The sequence below is a fragment of the Streptomyces sp. WAC03905 genome (genome assembly GCF_057371075.1).
In genome coordinates, this window is record NZ_JBXYDZ010000003.1 from 5,403,074 (window position 1) to 5,420,470 (window position 17,397).

Consider the following 17,397-nt stretch of genomic DNA (forward strand, 5'->3'; position numbering starts at 1 on the left):
GCTGCGGCATGAAGCGCCGCGACGTCGCGGGGGAGCGGCAGGGGCGGCTGACAGCCATACAGCGTACGCCCGCCACTCCCGCCCCGGGAGCCCGGGGCGGACCGTCCGCCCCAGGCGCGTCCCGAGCGGCCGGCCCTATTCTGCGGCCGTGAGCTCCCGGTCCAGCACCGGGACCAGCCGGGCACCCTCCCGCTTCTTGCGCGCCTGGTCCAGGCGCAGCCGCGCGGTCCGCCCGGACAGCGCCAGCGTCATCAGCTGGTTCCCGAACCACGGGCCGCCCGTGCGCCGCCAGTTGACCGGCGGGCGACCCGTCCGCCCGTGCAGCGAGAAGCCGCGGCCCAGCCACCTGCCCGTCCGTGACCAGCCCAACCGGAAGCCCCACTTCACCACGGTGTGGATGGAATTGTGGACCGGTGAGCACGTCAGCTGGAATATGCGGGACGTGCTCGGTATGCGAGGCTCCGCCACGTATGCGTGGTGCACGTCCCCCGACAGCACGCACACCGTCGCCGGCGCCCGCGGACCCGTGCCCACCTCCTCGATCAGATCCGTCAGCGCCGCGAACGACGCGGGGAACGCCGCCCAGTGCTCCAGATCGCTGCGCCGCCGCAGGTCCTCACCGATCCGGGCCCACCGCGGGCCGCGGTCCCCGCGGCACAGCGCCGCATTCCACGTCTCCGCGTCATGGATCAGCGGCGGCATCAGCCAGGGCAGCGAGGACCCGATCAGCAGGTGGTCGTAACCCCCGTGCCCCGCGAGGGCGTTCTCCCGCAGCCACTGCTGCTCCGCCGGATCGAGCATCGCGCGCCCGTCCTCGGCCAGCACGCGGGCGGCCCGCGTGTCCACCATCAGCAGCCGCGTCCGCCCGAAGTCGCGGCGATAGCTCCAGCGCACCGTGGCCGGATCGGCGTCCGCCGCGGAGGCGAAGGCCCGTAGCGCGTCGGTGCCGTCGGGATCCTCGCGGACCGCCGCATACAGCCCGTCGGCCGCCAGCTCGGCGGGCGAGAGATTGCCCAGGTGCTGGTACACCCAGTACGACATCAGGCCGCTGAGCACGCGTTCCCGCCACCACGGTGTCGCCCGCATCTCGGCGAGCCACGCGGCGCTCGTGTTCCAGTCGTCGATAACGTCGTGGTCGTCGAATATGTGCAGGCTCGGCACCGTCGACAGCAACCAGCGGATCTCCGGGTCGAGCCACGACTCGTAGTAGAGCCGGGTGTACTCCTCGTAGTCCGCGACCTGGGCGCCCGGCGCCTCCCGCAGGTCCCGCCGGGCCGCCAGCCACTTCCGGGTCTCCCGCGACAGGGCATCGGCGTACACCTGGTCGCCGAGCAGGAGCAGGAGGTCCGGGCGCTCCGCGTCCGGTTCCGCGGCCAGCCGCGCCGCGAGGGTGTCGAGCGCGTCCGCGCCGTGGGGACCGCGCCGGCCGGCGGGCGGCGCGGCCTGACGGCATGAGCCGAAGGTGACGCGCAGCCCGGGTGCGGGCAGGGCCGGGCCCGCCACGGCCGGAGTGGTGATCGTGCTCGGCGGGAAGCCGCTGTCGGGCAGCGGCCACACCCGCCGGCCGTCGAGGAGCACCTCATAGGGCGTGGTGGTGCCCGGGGTCAGGCCGGTCACCGGCACCAGGGCGTAGTGGTGTCCGGCTATCTGGAAGGTCCGCGCGCTGCCGGCGGCCCCGTCCGCGCAGCGCACTTCGGCCGTGCACGGGCGGTCCGCCTCGACCCAGATGGTGGCCGCTCCGCCCGTCTCCCAATCGACGTGGCGCAGCAGCGGTCCCAGACGCAATCCGGCCATGCAACTCCCCCTCCTCCGTGTCCCCTTCGATCACGGTACGACGGGGAGGGGGAGCGACGCCTCCCCCTGGCGGGGGAGAGACCGGCCGAAACGGGAAGTGGACCGTCAGCAGCCGTTCAGGACGTTCACCAGGGCCGTCTTCTCGCCGGAGTCCATGCTGAGGTTCCAGTACTGCTTCACGTTGACCCACATCCGCGCGTACGTACAGCGGTAGGCGGTCCGCGGCGGCAGCCACTTGCCGGGGTCGAGGTCGCCCTTGGCCTGGTTGACGTTGTCGGTGACCGCGATCAGCTGGGGGCGGGTGAGGTCGTTGGCGAACTGCTGGCGCTTGGACGTGGTCCAGGAGGAGGCGCCGGAACGCCAGGCCTCGGCGAGCGGCACGACGTGGTCGATGTCGAGGTCGCCGGCGACCGTCCAGGTGGCGCCGTCGTACTCCGAGTACCAGCTTCCGCTCACCGCGGCGCAGGCGGAGTCCTGGCCGACGTTCACGCCGTCCCGCTTCAGGACGGTCTCGCGGGTGTTGCAGGTGCCGGAGACGGTGCTCCAGTGCGGGAAGAGGTCGCGGCTGTACCCGCTGGTGGACCCTTCCGTCTTCGGCGTGACCGTCGCCAGGTAGGCGCGGGCGGCCGAGGCGCTCATGGGGGTGGGCGGGGCGGCCGCGGCGGTCGGGGCGTTGACGAGGGAGGTGAGCGCGGCCAGCGCGGCAGCTGACGCGAGCACGCCAATTCGACGCGCGTAGACGTTGGGTATGAGTGCCATGAGGGGCTCCCTGGGTGCGGGGGGTTCGGCCGTGTCGCCCCGGCGGGGCGTGGCCATGTTGGCGCCGCCGGGTTGCGAGGGGATGGGCGCCAGGTGACAGCGTGGCGACATGGGCACGTCACATCAAGCCACGCAAGCCCCCTGATTTAAATGGAAGTTGAGATTCCGCCAGGGTTCGGGTGGGTTGTGTGGAAGGGTGCGGGAGGCGGGGCCGGGGCAGGTGGGGCCGGCCGGGGCCGGGCCGTATCCGGCGCGGCGGGGCCAAAGGCCCATTCCGGGCCCCCACCGGCGTCGCGTACTCTGTTCGGAGCAGAAGGGGAGTAGCTCTTCGCCGGAACGTCGACATACTGCTGGGTCACCCAGCCGGCGCCCGGAGGCAGACCGCGCACAACGGTCGGCCAGCGAGACCTTCGGCCGCAGTGTCCTGTCCCTGCGTGGGCGCGTTCCGTACGCGCACGCGCGAGCCAGGGCGCCGCCGAGCCGAAGCGACCCCTGAAACACCCCAGGTCTCTCGGTCCCGATGGCGTCCTGCCCGACCGATTGAGGTTCCACCTCCGTGTTCAGCTTCAGCATCACGGCGATCGCCTTCGGCGTCGTCTTCCTTGCCGAACTCCCCGACAAGACGGCCCTCGCCGGCCTGATGCTCGGCACGCGCTACCGCGCCTCCTACGTCTTCGCGGGCGTCGCCGCCGCCTTCGCCGTGCACGTCGCCCTCGCCATCGCCGCGGGCAGCGTGCTCACCCTGCTGCCGCACCGCCTCGTCCAGGCGGTCGTCGGCGTCCTCTTCCTCCTGGGCGCGGCCATGCTGCTCCTGAAGAAGGACGACGGGGACGAGGAGATCAAACCGCCCGCCGACCAGTCCTTCTGGAAGGTCTCGGGGGCCGGCTTCATGCTGATCCTGGTCGCGGAGTTCGGTGACCTGACCCAGATCATGACCGCCAACCTGGCCGCCCGGTACGACGACCCGGTCTCCGTCGGCATCGGCGCCGTGCTGGCCCTGTGGGCGGTCGCGGGCATCGGCATCCTGGGTGGCCGCACGCTGATGAAGTACGTACCGCTGCGGCTGATCACCAAGGTCGCGGCCGCCGTGATGGCGGCGCTGGCCGTCTTCTCGCTGTACGAGGCGATCGCGGGCTGACGGCGTACCCGGCTCCGTGACGGGCCCCGGCACCGGTCACGGGCCGGGGCCGGGCCTCCTCCCGGGCGCCGGTGGTGACGGCGGCGGTAGAACCCGTTGCGGGGGGCGGGGCCGGAGGGCACGCTCTGCGCGTGATCGACGCAACCTCCCCCACCGGCCCCGATCCGGCTCCCGGGCGCCGTTTCGGCTGGTCCAACATGTTCGTCCACCCCGACGAGGACACCCGCACCGACGGAGGCTTCCGCGGCGAGCGGGACGTACTCGCCGGCTACCTGCGCGACCAGCGGATCACCCTGGAGCTCAAGTGCGCGGGCCTTGACGCGGAGGCCCTGGCGCGCCGCTCGGTGGAACCCTCAGACCTGTCCCTGCTGGGCCTCGTACGCCACCTCGCGGGCGTCGAGCAGTACTGGTTCCGGCAGGTCATGGCAGGCCAGGGGGTACGTCGGCACTACCGCTCGGAGGCGGAGCCCGCCGGGGAGTTCACCGGCGCGGCGGGCGACCCGGCGCTGGTGGCGGAGGCCTGGGCGACCTGGCGGGACGAGGTCGCCTTCGCGGAACGGCTCGTCGCGCGCGCCCGGCATGGACGTCACGGGCGACTGCGGCGGCGAGCCGATGGAACTGCGCGAGGTGCTGGTCCACATGATCGAGGAGTACGCCCGCCACAACGGCCACGCGGACCTGCTGAGGGAGCGCATCGACGGGCGTGTGGGGCAGTAGCCGCGCGGGCAGTGGCCGCGCGGCCCTGCCTTCCGGGAGGCCGCGCTACCGCGCGGGCGCGTCCTGGGCCGGCGGCCGCACCGTGAGGCGGATCGAGCCGTCGGGGCCGGTCGTGACGGCGACGGAGGTCAGGTCGGGGACGTGCACGGTCGGGCCGTGCGCGGCTGCGCGGGGCCCCACGCCGATCACGCGCATGCCCGCCGCCCGGCCGGCGGCGATGCCCGCGGCCGAGTCCTCGAAGACGATGCAGTCGGCAGGGTCCACGCCCAGGGCCGCGGCGCCCTTGAGGAAGCCCTCGGGGTCCGGCTTGCTGGCTCCGACGGACTCGGCCGTGATCCGCACCTCGGGCATCGGGAGCGCGGCGGCCATCATCCGGGCGGCGGCCAGAGCGGCGTCGGCCGACGTCACCAGGGCGTGCGGCAGACCGTCGATCGCGGCCATGAACGCCGGGGCGCCCGCGACCGGGACCACGCCGTCGGTGTCGGCCGTCTCGCGCGCCAGCATCACCGCGTTCTCGGCGAAGTTGACCTCCATGGGGCGGTCCGGCAGCAGGACGGCCATGGTGGCGTAGCCCTGGCGGCCGTGGACCACCTTCAGGGCCTCCTGCGGGTCCAGCCCGTGGGAGACCGCCCAGTCGCGCCAGCAGCGCTCGACCACCGCGTCGGAGTTGACGATCGTGCCGTCCATGTCGAGGAGCAGGGCCTTGGCGGTGAGGACTGCGGGTGCGGTGGTCGTGGTGGTGCTGGCCGGCATCGACGGGGCTCCAGACGGGCGGGAAAAGAGAACAAGTGGTTCCGTCCACCGGTCAGGGAGTGAGGACGGAACCACTTTGTTCCATCACGATACAAAACCCGGGACCGTCTGCGCCACTCGCGGGGGTGTGACCCCTGTCGCCCTGTGCGGCCGTTCTTCGGCGCGCCGGGGCCCGACCCGCGGCCTACCCCTCCAGCGCCTTGCGGGTGAGGGGTCCGTAGACGCCCCACTCCTGCGGGTCGATCCTGTGCTCGTACTGGAAGTCCGACAGCGCGTCCTCGACCCTCCAGTCGAACTTGCCGTGGAACCTGCCCCGGTACAGCCCCTGCGCCGCCAGCAGCCGCTGGAGCTTCTCCACCTCCGGGCCGGAATCGCCGTAGCGCAGGACCGGTGCCTGCGCGGGCGGGGTCGGGCCGGCGGAACGGCTCGCGCTGGGCGAGGCGCTCGGCGACGGGGGAGCGGACGACGCGGAACGGGACGGGCTGGGCGAGGCCGAGGGCGACGCGGACTTCGAGGCGGTCGGCGACTTCGACACCGACGGGGACGCGGCGGCCGGGCTCGAGCTGCCGGACGGCGCGACCGGAGCCGCGCTCACGGCGGGCGCCGACGCCTTCGCGTCCAGCAGCGTCGCGTCACCGTCGGAGGAAGCGGGCAGCACCCACACCGCCACGGCCGTGCCGCTGAGGGCCACCGTTGCCGCGGCACCGAGCAGCAGGGCCAGCGGCCGGCGGCGGGAGGCGGAACCGGAACCGGACCGCTCTTCCGGGCCGCCGCCGGACGCCGGGACGGCAGAAGGGACGGCAGAAGGGGCGGCGGCAGGGACCGCGGCAGGGACCGCGCGGAGCTGGATCGTTTCCGCGGGCGTCGGCGCGTGCCCCGGCCCGGCCTTCCACGGACCGTCCTGCCGGGCCCCGGCCGGGGGCGCCACGGGTATCCCGTACACCGGGGTGTCGTCCTCCGCCTCCGCCGCCGACGGGGAAGTCGCCTCACCGGGCACGGGCGCGGGCACGGGCACGGACGCGGACGGGGGCACGGGCCGCGGGGACGGCCGCCCGGCGTCGGCCGGAACCTCGCCGGGGTCCGACAACGTCACGTACGGACGGATGCGCAGAGGGTTGAACCCCGCGCCCGGCGCACACCCGCAGGCGGCGCCGGCAGCGTCGCAATCTGGACAGCGCTCACCGTTCACTGGGACTCCCTCCCCTGGCCATTGCCTGCGATTATGCAGACCCGCCGCAGCCCTCCCAACCGTCCGAGAGGCCATAACCGGACACACCACTCAGGATGGAGATGTTGATCCGGCCGGAGGAGGAATCGATGGCTCAGGATGCGACCAGAGGTGCCGTGGATCCCGTCCCCGGCCAGCAGAAGTCCGGCCCCGCCGGTGAGCACAGCGCCCGTGAGGTGCTCGTCCCCATCGGCGCGCTGCTCCTGGGCCTGCTGATCGCGGCGCTCGACCAGACCATCGTCTCCACCGCACTGCCGACCATCGTCAGCGACCTCGGCGGCATGGCCCACCTGTCCTGGGTCGTCACCGCCTACATGCTCGCCGCCACCGCCGCCACACCCCTGTGGGGCAAACTCGGCGACCAGTACGGACGCAAGAAGCTCTTCCAGTACGCCATCGTCCTCTTCCTGATCGGTTCGGCCCTGTGCGGACTGGCCCAGGACATGCCCCAGCTCATCGGCTTCCGCGCGCTGCAGGGCCTGGGCGGCGGCGGACTGATCGTGTTGTCGATGGCGATCGTCGGCGACATCGTCCCGCCCCGCGAACGCGGCAGGTACCAGGGCCTCTTCGGCGGTGTCTTCGGCGCCACCAGCGTGCTCGGCCCACTGCTGGGCGGCCTGTTCGTCGACAACCTCTCCTGGCGCTGGGTCTTCTACATCAACCTCCCCATCGGGCTCGTCGCCCTCGTCGTCATCGCCGCCGCCCTCCACATACCGGCGCGCCCCTCGAAGCACACCATCGACTACCTCGGCACCTTCCTCATCGCCTGCGTCGCCACCTGCCTCGTGCTCGTCGCCTCCCTCGGCGCCACCTGGGGCTGGGGTTCGGCCCGGATCGTCGGCGTCGCCGTCCTCGGCGTCCTGCTCCTCGCCGCCTTCCTCCTCGTCGAGCGCAAGGCCGCCGAACCCGTCCTGCCGCTGGGACTCTTCCGCATCCGCACCTTCGCCCTCTGCTCGGCGATCAGCTTCGTCGTCGGCTTCGCGATGTTCGGGGCGATGGTCTACCTGCCGACCTTCCTCCAGATCGTCCAGGGCGTCTCACCGACCATGTCCGGCGTCCACATGCTGCCGATGGTCATCGGCATGCTGATCTCCTCCACCGTCTCCGGCCAGATCGTCAGCCGGACCGGCCGCTGGAAGGTCTTCCCGCTCGCCGGAACAGCCGTCACCGCCATCGGTCTGCTCCTCCTCCACCAGCTGCACCGCACCAGCTCCACCTGGGAGATGAGCCTCTACTTCTTCGTCTTCGGTGCCGGACTCGGCCTGGTCATGCAGGTGCTCGTCCTCGTCGTGCAGAACGCCGTCAGCTACGCCGACCTCGGCGTCGCCACCTCCGGTGCCACCTTCTTCCGCTCCATCGGAGCCTCCTTCGGCGTCGCGATCTTCGGTACGGTCTTCACCCACCAGCTCGACGACAAGCTGGCGAGCTCCCTGGCCGGCGTCACCCTGCCCGCCGACGCCGGCATCCCCCAGCTGGAGGCCGACCCGCGGGCCATCGGCGCCCTCCCCGCGGACCTCCGGCCCCGCGTCCTCGACGCCTATGCCACCGCCATCACCGACGTCTTCCTCTACGCCGTCCCCGTCGTCCTGATCGCCTTCCTGCTCGCCTGCTTCCTGAAGGAGGACAAGCTCCGCGCCTCCGTCACCGCACCCGACGTGACCGAGACGCTCGCCTCCAATCCCGTGCACCGCTCCTCCCGCGAAGAGGTCGCCCGCGCACTGACCGTCCTCGGCACCCGCGAGGGCCGCCGCCACGTCTACGAGAAGATCACCGAGAAGGCGGGATACGACCTGCTGCCCGCCTCCAGCTGGCTGCTGCTGCGGATCAACAAATACGGCTCGGCGGAACCGGCGCTGCTCGCCGAGCGCGTCAACGTCCCCCTGAAGGTCATCACGGATGCCGGCCGCCAGATCGAGGGGCGCGGGCTCGCCGTCCGCGACGGCCTTCCGCTGGTCCTCACCGAGCGGGGCCGCGAGGCCGCCGAGAAACTCAGCGACGCCCGCCAGGAGTCCCTCGCCGAACTGCTCGGCGACTGGTGGGGACCCGACCGGCCGACCGACCTGATCACGCTGGTCGAGGAGATCAACGCGGAGCTGTGCGGATCCGACGCCGAGGAGCCCCACGAGGCCGAGCCCCGGCGCGACCACGCCGCGCCGTAGCGCGTGGCCCCGCCGGCCGCGGTCAGACCAGGCGCTTCTCGAACCAGTGCTCCGCATACGGCCCGGAGTTGTACGCGGGTATCTCCTCGTAGCCGTGACGCGCATACAACGCGCGGGCCTCCACCAGGTCCGACCGCGTGTCCAGCCGGACCCGCTCGGCGCCCAGCGCACGGCTCTCCGCCTCCAGGGCGCCGAGCAGGGCCGCCCCGCCGCCGGTGCCGCGGCCGCGCGGAACGACGTACACCCTGGTGAGCTCGGCTGTCACCGCGTCGAGCAGGCGGACGCCGCCGCACGCCAGTGCCTCGCCCGCCAGGCGTCCGACGACGAACTGGCCCGTCGGCGGCACCAGGCCGTCGTCGGGGAAGTCCAGCAGCCCCTGGTCGATCTCGGCCTCGGTGACATCGCGTTTCCAGTACCGGCCGGCGACCTCGGCGTAGTAGGCGCGGCGCAGCCGGGTGGCATCGCTCGTGCCGAAAGGTTCGGGGGTCACGGTCCACGACGTGCGGGATGTCGTGCGGGATGTCGTGCGGGACGTCGTGCGGTGTTCGCTCTGAGTGGTCATGGCGTCATTGTGGAATTCCCACGCGATCTCCCGCGTGGAATATCCACAGGGGCGGGCCGATGATAGGAAAAACGGCAATTCCGCGTACCCGGAGGGTGTGAAACGCCATGGCAGAGCATCCGGACTGTGCCCTGATCCGCCGCGGCTACGAGGCCTTCGGCAACGGCGACATGGACGCGCTGGCCGCGCTCATGACCGCCGACGTCATCCACCACGTGCCGGGCAACAACCCCATGTCCGGACACCACAAGGGCCGGGAGCAGGTCCTCGACTTCTACCGCCGCCTCGGCGAGGAGACGAAGGGGACCTTCCAACTGCACCTGGAATCGGTGCTCGCGGACGGCCGCGGACACGTGATGAGCTTCCACACCGCGCGCGGCGACCGCGGCGACCGCGGCATCGAGATCCGCGAGGGGCTCTTCTTCACGATCGTCGGCCACAAGATCACCGACATCGACCAGTGCACCGCGGACATCGACGAGGAAGACGCCTTCTGGAGTTGACCGGACCCGGCTGACCCAGGATCCCGGCACACCCGCCCGGGGTACCGCGCCCCCCCGCGCCCCCCGGGCGCGCGTCAGGCCTTCTTCGGCGCCGCCTGCTGCACGACCTCGAACGACCACACCGACGAAGCCGAGGCCGCCGGCTTCGGCCGCTCCGCGCCCGCCGCCCCGCCCTCGCCGCCGCCACCCTGGTGAGCGGCCTTCATCGGCCCCTCCATCCACGCCTGGAAGTCCTCCTCCGAACGCCACCGCGTGTAGACGAGGTACTGGTCGGTGCCCTCCACGGGGCGCAGCAGCTCGAACCACTCGAAGCCGTCCGAGCTCTCCACCGCCCCGGCGCGCGAGGCGAAGCGCCGCTCCAGGACCTCCCGCTGCTCGGCGGGAACCGTCAGTGCGTTGATCTTCACGATGCTCATGGGAGCCATCCTAGGGATCCTGCGGGGGATATCGTCGTGCGGGTAATGGAGCGCGGCAGCCAGGCGAAGTCGGGGTTGCGGTCAACACGGCGGGAGGCCGGCGAGGCGTGGCGAACGCGGCAGAGCACAGCACGGCGGACGGACATGCCGGGGTCATAGGCGGCACCAGCAGACTCGGCGCGGCGCGTCTCCTCCTGTGGGCCCTGGCCGGTGCCCTCGCCGTCAGACAGGCGGCCGCGGTGCTGCGCGTGCCACCCGCCGAGTGGCTGGGCGGCTTCCACCTGCCGGGAAACGGCAGCCTCCCGGTCCCCGGGTCCGGCGGGGGCGCGGTCGCCTCCGTCCACGACGTCGGACAGTTCGCCGGAACCCCCTTCGCCGGACTGGTCCTCAAGCCCCTCGTCGGTCTCGCCGCCCCCTCCCTGGAGGTCGCCTGGACCTGCGTGACGCTGCTGTTCGTCGCCGCCATCGGGCTCGTCGCCGCCCGGGGCCTGCCCGACCCGGTGCCGCGCCGCACCGCGCTGCTCGCCGCGCCCGTCCTCACGGCCCTGATGATGGTCTCGCTGCCCGTCCGCGAGGCCGCCTCACCCGGCCGGACCGCCGTCGTGCCCGTGCTGCTCGTGCTCCTGGCGGTCTTCCGCGTCCCCGGCGACCGGCCCGCGGGCCTCCTCGCCGGCCTCGCCGCCGCGCTGCAGCCCGCGCTGCTGCTCTTCGCCCCCCTGCTGTGGCTGACCGGCCGCCGCCCCGCCGCGCGGACCGCCGCCGTGGCCTTCGCCGCCGCCACCGCGCTGTCGTGGGCGGCCCTGCCGCGCGACTCCTGGACGTACTGGGTGCACCACCTGGCCGGCACCGGCCTCGGCGGCGCCCCCGACGGCCTCGCCAACCAGTCCGTGCACGGCGCGCTGCTGCGCCTCGGCCTCACCGGCCCGGCCGAGGTCCTGCTGTACGTCGTACTCGTGGGCGCCGTCGTGTGGTTCGGCCTGCGCCGCGCGGTCCGCTACGCCCGGGACGGCCAGCTGCTGCTCGCCGTCGCCGTCACCGGCTGCGCGGCCGTGGCCGTGTCCCCGACCGGCTGGCGCCACCAGCTGCTGTGGGTCCTGCTGGCCGTCGCCGGCAAGGTCGGCAAGCGGGCCGCCGACCGCCGGGTGTGGCCGGTGGCCGTCGTCCTCGCCATGACCCTGCCGAGCGCGGTCCTGCTGCCGAACATGGCCGCGCTGGCGCCCGTACGCGACAACGTCCTGCTGCTCACCGCCGTCGCGGCCGCCTGCGCGGTGCCGTTCCTGCCGCGCTCGTCCCCGTACTGGCGCGATCCCGTGCCGACCGACTACGGGCGGCCGGTGCAGGCCCGCTGGTCGCGCGTGCCGCTGCTGCCGTTCTGGCGGCGCGTGCTGTCCCGCCCGAACCTGCTGCTGGAACTGCTGCTGATACGGGTCGGCTACTCGCTCTACTCCCACATCCGGGCCGCCGCCCCCACCAGCCGCTCCCTCGCCGAGGGCAACGGCAGCCAGATCCTGGGGATCGAACGGGCGCTGGGCCTCGACATCGAGCACGCCGTGAACCGCGCCGTGGTGGAAACGCCCTGGCTGGAGGCCTTCTTCAACTTCTACTACACCTCCTTCCACTTCGTGGTCCCGCTGACGATCCTGGCGGTCCTGTACTGGCGGCGCCCCGGGGACTACCGCTGGGCGCGCGCCTCCCTGGGACTGGCCACCGTCCTGGCGCTGGCGGGCTTCTGGCTGTACCCGCTGGCCCCGCCGCGCCTGATGCCGGGCCTCGGCTTCGTCGACACCGTGCACGGTCCGCAGGACCTGGCCAACCCGTCGTACGGGGCCATGACCGCGATCTCCAACCAGTACGCGGCGATGCCCTCGCTGCACTTCGGCTGGTCGCTGTGGTGCGGGATCGTGATCGTGGTGCTGGCCCCGAAGGGCTGGCAGAAGCTGCTGGGCGCACTGCACCCGCTGATCACGGTGTGCGCGATCGTCGCCACCGCCAACCACTGGGTGCTGGACGCGGTCGGCGGGGCGGCCGTCGTCACCGCCGGTTTCGGGCTCGTCCACGTGCTGTCCGGGCCGCGCGGCCTGCAGGTGGGCCTTCCGGCCCAGCGCGGCGACAGCGACAGCGACGGTGACGGTGAGGTCAACGGCAAGGGAGACGGCGGCGGTACGGAACGACGGGCGGCCGTCCCGCCGGGTACGGCCCCTGCCGCCCAGCCGGTGGCCGGGCGTCCGTAGCGGGTCCCGTCAGCCGTCGCCGCGGTGTCTGCGCAGCAGGGTGCGCAGCGGGCCGGGGCTCTCGTAGCCGACCCGCCGGGCGACCGCCGTCAGCGGCAGGTCCGTGGTGCGCAGCAGGTGTTCGGCCTGCTCGACGCGCAGGTCCTGCACCAGCCCGACCGGGGTGCGGCCGAGTGTACGGGCGACCGCGCGCTGGAGGGTGCGCTCGCTGACGCCGAGGTCCCGGGCCGCGTCCGCGATCGGGGCCGGTTCCGCGAGGCGGGCCCGCGCCCACTGTTCGAAGGCGGCGACGAGCGGGTCGTGGCGGGCCAGGGCGCTGGGGATCGCGTACGCGGCCTGCGAGGCCCGGTCGTCGACGACGAGGTAGCGGCGGACCAGGTCCGCGAGGGCGGGGCTGCGCGTGCCGACGATCGACAGGGCCAGGTCGAGATGGCCGAACGCGGCGCCCGCCGTGGTCACCCCGCCGGAGGTCACGACCATGCGGGTCTCCTCCAGCGTGACCCGGCGGTAGCGGTCCCGGAAGAAGGGGGCCAGCCACCAACTGGTCGTCGCCCGCTGCCCGTCCAGCACCCCGGACTCGGCCAGCAGGAACGTTCCGGTGCAGGAGGTGGCGAGCGGCGTGCCCCGCTCGCGGGCCTCCGCCAGGAGCCGGCGGGCCGGGCGGTACGCGGCCGACGCGACGGCGTCGACCAGGGCCTCCGGGCGGCGCTCCATCAGCGCGGGCACCACGAGCAGGTCCGCGTCCTCGGCCGCGGCGGCCGGCGCGGTGTCGATGCGGTGGCCGAGACCGGTGCGGACCCGGCGGCGCACGCCCACCGTGGTGATGTCGAAGGCCGGCGGCGGGGCCCCGGCCACCCGGCGGCGCAGCGCGTCCGCGGTGTGGAGCACGTCCAGGACGGCCGAGACACCCGAGTCGAAGACCCCGTCGAGGGCCAGTACGGCGACTTTCACCGCTCCACGGTAGCGCCGCCCGGCCCCGCCGGGGTGTCGGAATCCGTGCGGAAGCTGCCGGATCCGACACTCCCGCCTGGCCGGGGCCGCGCCTAGGGTCGGTGCCATGACCACCTATGACACCAGTGCCCCGCCACGCGACGCCGATGCCCCGCTCCGCAGCCGTACGCACACCTGGCAGTCGCGGCCGGACATGACCGCGGACATCCTCGGCATGAGCGGCCTGGAGATCCTCCGCGCGAGCCTGAAGGGTGATCTGCCCGGTGCGTCGATGGCGAGCACGCTGGGCTTCCGGCTCACCGAGGCCGCCGAGGGCGTCGCCGTCTTCGAGGGCGACCCCGGCGACCACCTGCTCAACCCCATGGGCACGGTGCACGGCGGTTTCCTGGCGACGCTGCTGGATTCGGCGCTGGGCTCGGCCGTGATGACCCTGCTCCCGGCCGGGACCGCCTACACCACGGTGCAGCTCGGGGTGCACATGATCCGGCCGGTGACGGCGGACACGCCCACCCTGCGCTGCGAGGGCACCGCCCTGCACGTGGGCCGTACGACCGCCACCGCCGAGGCCCGGATCACGGGCACGCACGACGGGAAGCTCTACGCGCACGGGACGACGACCTGCGCGATCCTGCGTACGCGCTGAGCGGCGCACCGTCCGGCCCCGCGCGCCCGGGATCCCGCGCCGGCGCGGACCGAAGGGGCGCCGGGGCGCACGATGCCCCGGCGCCCCTTCGGCTGGATCGCCGCTGTGAGTCAGGATCACCCCGTTCGGGCGGGTCCGCCACCCGAACGGCCGGGCCGGACCGGTCGGGCCGGACCTGTCGGGCTCCGGCGCGACCAGCGGACGGCAGGGGCCGGGGCGTGGGAGGAGCGGCCCCTGCCGTCCTGGGTCACGGGTCAGCCGTGGCTGACCCGGAGCTCCTTGATGCCGTTGAGCCAGGCCGCCCGCAGCCGGCGCGGGTCCTCCCCGGCCATCCGCAGGTCGGGCAGCGCGTCGGCCAGGGCGTTGAAGATCAGGTCGATCTCCATCACGGCGAGGGACTTGCCGAGGCAGAAGTGCGGGCCGCCGCCGCCGAAGCCGAGGTGCGGGTTGGGATCGCGGGTGATGTCGAAGACGTCGGGATCCGTGAAGACCTCGGGGTCGTGGTTGGCGGAGGAGTAGAACATCCCCACCCGGTCGCCCGCCTTGATCTTCTGGCCCCCCAGCTCGGTGTCCTGCGTGGCGGTGCGCTGGAAGGACACGACAGGGGTCGCCCAGCGGACGATCTCCTCGGCGGCGGTGGACGGCCGTGTCGCCTTGTACAGCTCCCACTGCTCGGGGTGGGTGAGGAAGGCGTGCATGCCGTGGCTGATGGCGTTGCGGGTGGTCTCGTTGCCCGCGACGGCCAGGAGCAGCACGAAGAAGCCGAACTCGTCGGAGCCGAGGTTGCCCTGGCCCTCGGCCGCCACCAGCTGGGTGACGATGTCCTGGGCCGGGCACTCCTTGCGCTGCGCGGACAGGTTCATCGCGTAACCGATGAGTTCCATGGCGGCGTTGGAGCCGACCTCGGCCGTGATCGCGTACTCGGGGTCGTCGTAGGCGATCATCTTGTTCGACCAGTCGAAGATCTTGGCGCGGTCCTTCTGCGGTACGCCGATCAGCTCGGCGATGGCCTGCAGCGGCAACTCGCACGCGACCTGCGTGACGAAGTCGAAGCTGCCGTCCGCGGCGACCGCCGCGGCCTCCTCGACGATCTTGCGGGCCCGGTCGCGCAGGGCCTCCTCCAGACCGCGGATGGCCCGGGGGGTGAAGCCGCGCTGCACGATCTGGCGTACGCGGGAGTGTTCCGGCGGGTCCATGTTCAGCATGATCAGCCGCTGGGCATCAATGGCATCACGCTGAATGTGCTCGTTGAAGCGGATGATCGCGGTGTTGGTGGTCGAGGAGAACAGCTCGGGGTGCGTGGAGACGTATTTGACGTCCGCGTGCCGGGTCACGGCCCAGTAGCCCTCGTCGTCGAAACCGGTGACCCCGCGCCGCTGCGGGCACCACCACACGGGTGCGGTCCGCCGCAGCCGCGCGAACTCCGGGTAGGGAACCCGGCTCTGGAGCAGGTCGGGGTCGGTGGCGTCGAAGCCGTCGGGGAGCGCGGGGCAGGACATCGGGCAACTCCAAAGTCTGACGGACCATCAGAAGTTGGCTTGAAGGTAGTAACGAGTTCTAGAAGTGACAAGGGTCGGCGCGCCAACTGTTGCGTGTGGAATCCGTGCAGGGCGCGTGCAAGACCCTTGCGTGCGGGGCCCCGGGTCATGAGACTGCGGAGAGAACTAGAACGCGTACTAGTTCGGGGCGGGGCGCCGGGACGGCCCGCCGCGCTGGCGCTGTGCAGGAGAGGACGAGCTCATGGCCGCGGAACCCGTCATCGTCGAAGCCGTACGCACACCCATCGGCAAGCGCGGGGGCGCGCTCGCCAACCTCCATCCCGCCTACCTGCTCGGGGAGACCTACCGCGAACTCCTCGCCCGTACCGGAATCCAGCCGGACTGCGTGGAGCAGATCGTCGGCGGCACCGTCACCCACGCCGGCGAGCAGTCCATGAACCCCGCCCGCAACGCATGGCTCGCCATGGGGCTCCCGTACGAGACCGCCGCGACCACCGTGGACTGCCAGTGCGGCAGCTCCCAGCAGGCCAACCACATGGTCGCCAACATGATCTCCGGCGGCGTCATGGACATCGGCATCGCCTGCGGGGTCGAGGCCATGAGCCGCGTACCGCTGGGCTCGGGCTCCAAGCACGGCCCGGGCAAGCCCTTCCCGGACGAGTGGAACGTCGACCTCCCCAACCAGTTCGAGGCCGCCGAGCGCATCGCCCGCAACCGCGGCCTGACCCGCGAGGACGTCGACCGCCTCGGGCTGCAGTCCCAGGAGCGGGCCGCAACCGCCTGGGCCGAGGAGCGCTTCAAGCGCGAGACCTTCGCCGTGCAGGTGCCCACCACCGAGGAGGAGCAGGCCGCCGGCCAGGGCATGTGGCGCCTGGTCGACCGGGACGAGGGCCTGCGCGACACCAGCATGGAGGCCCTGGCCCGGCTCAAGCCGGTCATGCCCACCGCCGTGCACACCGCCGGCAACTCCTCGCAGATATCCGACGGCGCCGCCGCCGTGATGTGGGCCTCGCGCAAGATGGCCCGCGCGCTCAAGCTCAGGCCGCGCGCCCGGATCGTCGCCCAGACGCTCGTCGGCGCCGACCCCCACTACCACCTGGACGGACCGATCGACGCGACGCGGGCCGTGCTCGGCAAGGCCGGGATGTCCCTCAAGGACATCGACCTCGTCGAGATCAACGAGGCCTTCGCCTCCGTCGTCCTCAGCTGGGCCAAGGTCTTCGACCAGGACCTGGAGAAGGTCAACGTCAACGGCGGCGGCATCGCCCTCGGTCACCCCGTCGGCGCCACCGGCGCTCGCCTGATCACCACCGCGCTGCACGAGCTGGAACGCCGCGACAAGGAGTTCGCCCTGATCACCATGTGCGCCGGCGGCGCACTGGCGACCGGGACGATCATCCAGCGCCTCTGACCGCGTCCGCGCGCACACCCCCCGCGCGCACGGCGCCCGTGATCCCGTGGGATGGGATGCAGAAGGCCCCGGAGGCCGGACCTGGGGAGGCCGGCCACCGGGGCCTTCGAATGCTTGCTGCGACTGCTGCTGCTGCTGCGGTCGGTGCCGCGGCTCAGTACCAGTGGTTGGCCTGCCAGAAGTTCCAGGCCTCGACCGGGCTGCCGTAGCGCGAGTTCATGTAGTCCAGGCCCCACTTGATCTGGGTGGCCGGGTTGGTCTTCCAGTCGGCGCCCGCGGAGGCCATCTTCGACCCCGGCAGGGCCTGCACCAGGCCGTACGCGCCGGAGGAGGAGTTCGTCGCGGACGGGTTCCAGCCGCTCTCGTGCGAGACGATCTTGTCGAAGGCCGCGAACTGCGCCGGGTCCTTGATCATCTGCTGGGCGATCGCCTTCGCACCCGTCGGAGCGGCCTGCGCGGGAACCGCGGCCAGCATGGAACCGGCGACGCCCAGGGCGAGGACGGAACCCACGAGGGTCTTCTTGGAAGCGGCGATGCGGCGGATGACGGTGTGGGACACGGATGAACCTTCCGAAGGGGACAAGGGCGGTCGCGGGCATGCCGAGGGCATGCGTGAGCCACTCACGCGGAGGA

General features: G+C 72.6%; 15 protein-coding genes and 1 pseudogene. 7 read left to right on the top strand and 9 right to left on the bottom strand.

Annotated features, from left to right (window positions below; translation table 11 throughout):
- Positions 1-135 precede the first annotated feature (135 nt).
- Both AC2RP6_RS26930 and AC2RP6_RS26935 read right to left on the bottom strand, forming a co-directional pair.
- Complete coding sequence (locus AC2RP6_RS26930) at positions 136-1,794, bottom strand: alkaline phosphatase D family protein (protein WP_486448521.1); 1,659 nt, start codon at positions 1,792-1,794, stop codon at positions 136-138.
- Positions 1,795-1,899: 105 nt separating this feature from the next.
- Complete coding sequence (locus AC2RP6_RS26935; protein WP_486450460.1) at positions 1,900-2,544, bottom strand: HNH endonuclease family protein; 645 nt, start codon at positions 2,542-2,544, stop codon at positions 1,900-1,902.
- A gap of 565 nt (positions 2,545-3,109) precedes the next feature.
- On the opposite strand from AC2RP6_RS26935, the gene AC2RP6_RS26940 reads away from it, so the two are divergent.
- Together AC2RP6_RS26940 and AC2RP6_RS26945 are read left to right on the top strand one after the other, a co-directional pair.
- Positions 3,110-3,691 carry a TMEM165/GDT1 family protein gene (locus AC2RP6_RS26940; protein ID WP_403958786.1) on the top strand — a complete coding sequence of 194 codons (582 nt, stop codon included), beginning with the start codon at positions 3,110-3,112 and terminating at the stop codon, positions 3,689-3,691.
- A gap of 197 nt (positions 3,692-3,888) precedes the next feature.
- Positions 3,889-4,408: pseudogene (locus AC2RP6_RS26945) on the top strand (DinB family protein).
- Positions 4,409-4,453: 45 nt separating this feature from the next.
- Here the strand turns inward: AC2RP6_RS26945 and AC2RP6_RS26950 are convergent.
- Both AC2RP6_RS26950 and AC2RP6_RS26955 read right to left on the bottom strand, forming a co-directional pair.
- Positions 4,454-5,161, bottom strand: a complete 708-nt coding sequence (locus AC2RP6_RS26950; RefSeq protein WP_486448522.1) for an HAD-IA family hydrolase — start codon at positions 5,159-5,161, stop codon at positions 4,454-4,456.
- A gap of 184 nt (positions 5,162-5,345) precedes the next feature.
- Positions 5,346-6,254 carry a peptidoglycan-binding domain-containing protein gene (locus tag AC2RP6_RS26955; RefSeq protein ID WP_486448523.1) on the bottom strand — a complete coding sequence of 303 codons (909 nt, stop codon included), beginning with the start codon at positions 6,252-6,254 and terminating at the stop codon, positions 5,346-5,348.
- A 224-nt stretch (positions 6,255-6,478) separates the two neighbouring features.
- Between AC2RP6_RS26955 and AC2RP6_RS26960 the strand changes: the two genes are divergently transcribed.
- Positions 6,479-8,548: a DHA2 family efflux MFS transporter permease subunit gene (locus AC2RP6_RS26960; protein WP_486448524.1), complete on the top strand. Its 2,070-nt coding sequence runs from the start codon at positions 6,479-6,481 to the stop codon at positions 8,546-8,548.
- A 22-nt stretch (positions 8,549-8,570) separates the two neighbouring features.
- On the opposite strand, the gene AC2RP6_RS26965 is transcribed toward AC2RP6_RS26960, so the two are convergent.
- Positions 8,571-9,110, bottom strand: a complete 540-nt coding sequence (locus AC2RP6_RS26965) for a GNAT family N-acetyltransferase (protein WP_486448525.1) — start codon at positions 9,108-9,110, stop codon at positions 8,571-8,573.
- Positions 9,111-9,217: 107 nt separating this feature from the next.
- Between AC2RP6_RS26965 and AC2RP6_RS26970 the strand changes: the two genes are divergently transcribed.
- Entirely contained in the window at positions 9,218-9,613 is a 396-nt protein-coding gene (locus tag AC2RP6_RS26970) for a nuclear transport factor 2 family protein (RefSeq protein ID WP_486448526.1), read from the top strand.
- A gap of 74 nt (positions 9,614-9,687) precedes the next feature.
- Here the strand turns inward: AC2RP6_RS26970 and AC2RP6_RS26975 are convergent, their stop codons facing one another.
- Positions 9,688-10,029, bottom strand: coding sequence for an antibiotic biosynthesis monooxygenase family protein (locus AC2RP6_RS26975; protein ID WP_486448527.1), 342 nt, complete (start codon positions 10,027-10,029; stop codon positions 9,688-9,690).
- A gap of 107 nt (positions 10,030-10,136) precedes the next feature.
- Between AC2RP6_RS26975 and AC2RP6_RS26980 the strand changes: the two genes are divergently transcribed.
- The gene (locus AC2RP6_RS26980; RefSeq protein WP_486448528.1) at positions 10,137-12,260 is read left to right on the top strand and encodes a phosphatase PAP2 family protein; all 2,124 of its coding nucleotides are present in this window, start codon (positions 10,137-10,139) and stop codon (positions 12,258-12,260) included.
- Positions 12,261-12,269: 9 nt separating this feature from the next.
- On the opposite strand, the gene AC2RP6_RS26985 is transcribed toward AC2RP6_RS26980, so the two are convergent.
- Complete coding sequence (locus tag AC2RP6_RS26985) at positions 12,270-13,211, bottom strand: GlxA family transcriptional regulator (protein WP_486448529.1); 942 nt, start codon at positions 13,209-13,211, stop codon at positions 12,270-12,272.
- Positions 13,212-13,317: 106 nt separating this feature from the next.
- On the opposite strand from AC2RP6_RS26985, the gene AC2RP6_RS26990 reads away from it, so the two are divergent.
- Entirely contained in the window at positions 13,318-13,854 is a 537-nt protein-coding gene (locus AC2RP6_RS26990) for a PaaI family thioesterase (protein WP_486448530.1), read from the top strand.
- A gap of 254 nt (positions 13,855-14,108) precedes the next feature.
- On the opposite strand, the gene AC2RP6_RS26995 is transcribed toward AC2RP6_RS26990, so the two are convergent.
- Positions 14,109-15,353 (bottom strand): cytochrome P450, encoded by a 1,245-nt coding sequence (locus AC2RP6_RS26995; RefSeq protein ID WP_486448531.1) that lies wholly within the window; start codon positions 15,351-15,353, stop codon positions 14,109-14,111.
- A gap of 241 nt (positions 15,354-15,594) precedes the next feature.
- Here AC2RP6_RS26995 and AC2RP6_RS27000 point away from each other — a divergent pair, with 241 nt between their 5' ends.
- Positions 15,595-16,764: a steroid 3-ketoacyl-CoA thiolase gene (locus AC2RP6_RS27000; RefSeq protein WP_486448532.1), complete on the top strand. Its 1,170-nt coding sequence runs from the start codon at positions 15,595-15,597 to the stop codon at positions 16,762-16,764.
- A 154-nt stretch (positions 16,765-16,918) separates the two neighbouring features.
- Here the strand turns inward: AC2RP6_RS27000 and AC2RP6_RS27005 are convergent, their stop codons facing one another.
- Positions 16,919-17,323, bottom strand: coding sequence for an aggregation-promoting factor C-terminal-like domain-containing protein (locus AC2RP6_RS27005; RefSeq protein ID WP_486448533.1), 405 nt, complete (start codon positions 17,321-17,323; stop codon positions 16,919-16,921).
- Between the last annotated feature and the right edge of the window lie 74 nt (positions 17,324-17,397).